Source organism: Exiguobacterium sp. s128, from assembly GCF_018618815.1.
GTDB classification, from domain to species: Bacteria; Bacillota; Bacilli; order Exiguobacteriales; family Exiguobacteriaceae; genus Exiguobacterium_A; species Exiguobacterium_A antarcticum.
Window position 1 is genome coordinate 1 of the sequence record NZ_JACSMT010000098.1, and the last position, 1,054, is coordinate 1,054.

At 47.9% G+C, this 1,054-nt stretch carries 1 protein-coding gene; it reads left to right on the forward strand.

Features of this window, described 5'->3' with window-relative positions; all coding sequences use genetic code 11:
* Nucleotides 1-106 precede the first annotated feature (106 nt).
* On the forward strand, nt 107-1,045 hold the full coding sequence (locus KNQ13_RS15760; RefSeq protein ID WP_026830694.1) for an IS30 family transposase: 939 nt from the start codon (nt 107-109) through the stop codon (nt 1,043-1,045).
* Nucleotides 1,046-1,054: the final 9 nt, after the last annotated feature.

The following is a 1,054-nucleotide window of genomic DNA, read 5'->3' on the forward strand; positions in this document are numbered from 1 at the left end:
GACGAATTGTAATATTAAGTGCAACACCTAGCTGAAAACACAAAAAAACCCATAACGACCTCGTGTAGAATAGAGTTACCACACAAAATTCAACGGAGGATTCGTTATGAGCTATGTTCATCTTACCACATCAGAAAGAGTCAAAATAGAGACGTATCTCGAGCTAGGTTTCTCTGTCCGAAAGATTGCTGGACGCCTGGGGCGTCAACCTTCTACGATTTCACGAGAATTGAAACGAAATCCTCACTATGATTCTTCCCATGCCGACCAGCGTTATGTGGAGCGAAAAAAGAAGTGCGGTGCACGGACGAAGTTTACGCTCGAAAAAGGAGTCCGCATCCTCGAAAAGTTACGGGAGACGTGGTCCCCTGAACAGATTGCCGGACGATTATTCCAAGAAGAAGGACTTTCGTTCAAGACAATTTATCGTTGGATTTATATGGGCCTCGTCGAGGCCGATTCTGGACTCCTTCGACAAAAGGGAAAGCGTCAGAAACCACGTGAGACGCGTGGACGCTTTAACGTCGGACTGCCAATCAGTAAACGTCCGTCTGACGTCAAAGGGCGCCAAACGTTCGGACATTGGGAGCTTGATACTGTTGTCTCGTGTAGAGGGAAATCCAAAGCCTGTGTCGCAACGTTCGTCGAGCGAAAGAGCCGTTTTTATCTCGCTGTACCGATGGAAGATCGGTCCGCTCAATCGATGGAGTCTGCGATTCAAGCATTGCATCTTTACTTCCCGTTGGGAACGTTCCAAACTGCGACGACAGATCGTGGAAAAGAGTTTAGCTGTCATGAACGAATTCGTGACACGTTAGGCGTACCGATGTATTTTGCGGATCCGTATTCTTCTTGGCAGCGTGGGAGTAACGAGAACGCCAATGGTCTTCTCCGTGAATTTTTCCCGAAGGGGACAGATTTCGGAAAGGTCAGTCGTTCTGAACTCGCTCAAGCGCTCGCCTGGATCAATGGGAGACCGCGAAAATGTCTCAACTGGAAAACTGCATACGAGGTCTTCACGGAAGAAGTGTTGCACTTAATTTGACAAACCGTC

Bases quoted from the DNA above. Each gene is read 5' to 3' on its own strand.
- KNQ13_RS15760 (WP_026830694.1), top strand. From the start codon at position 107: ATGAGCTATGTTCATCTTACCACATCAGAAAGAGTCAAAATAGAGACG.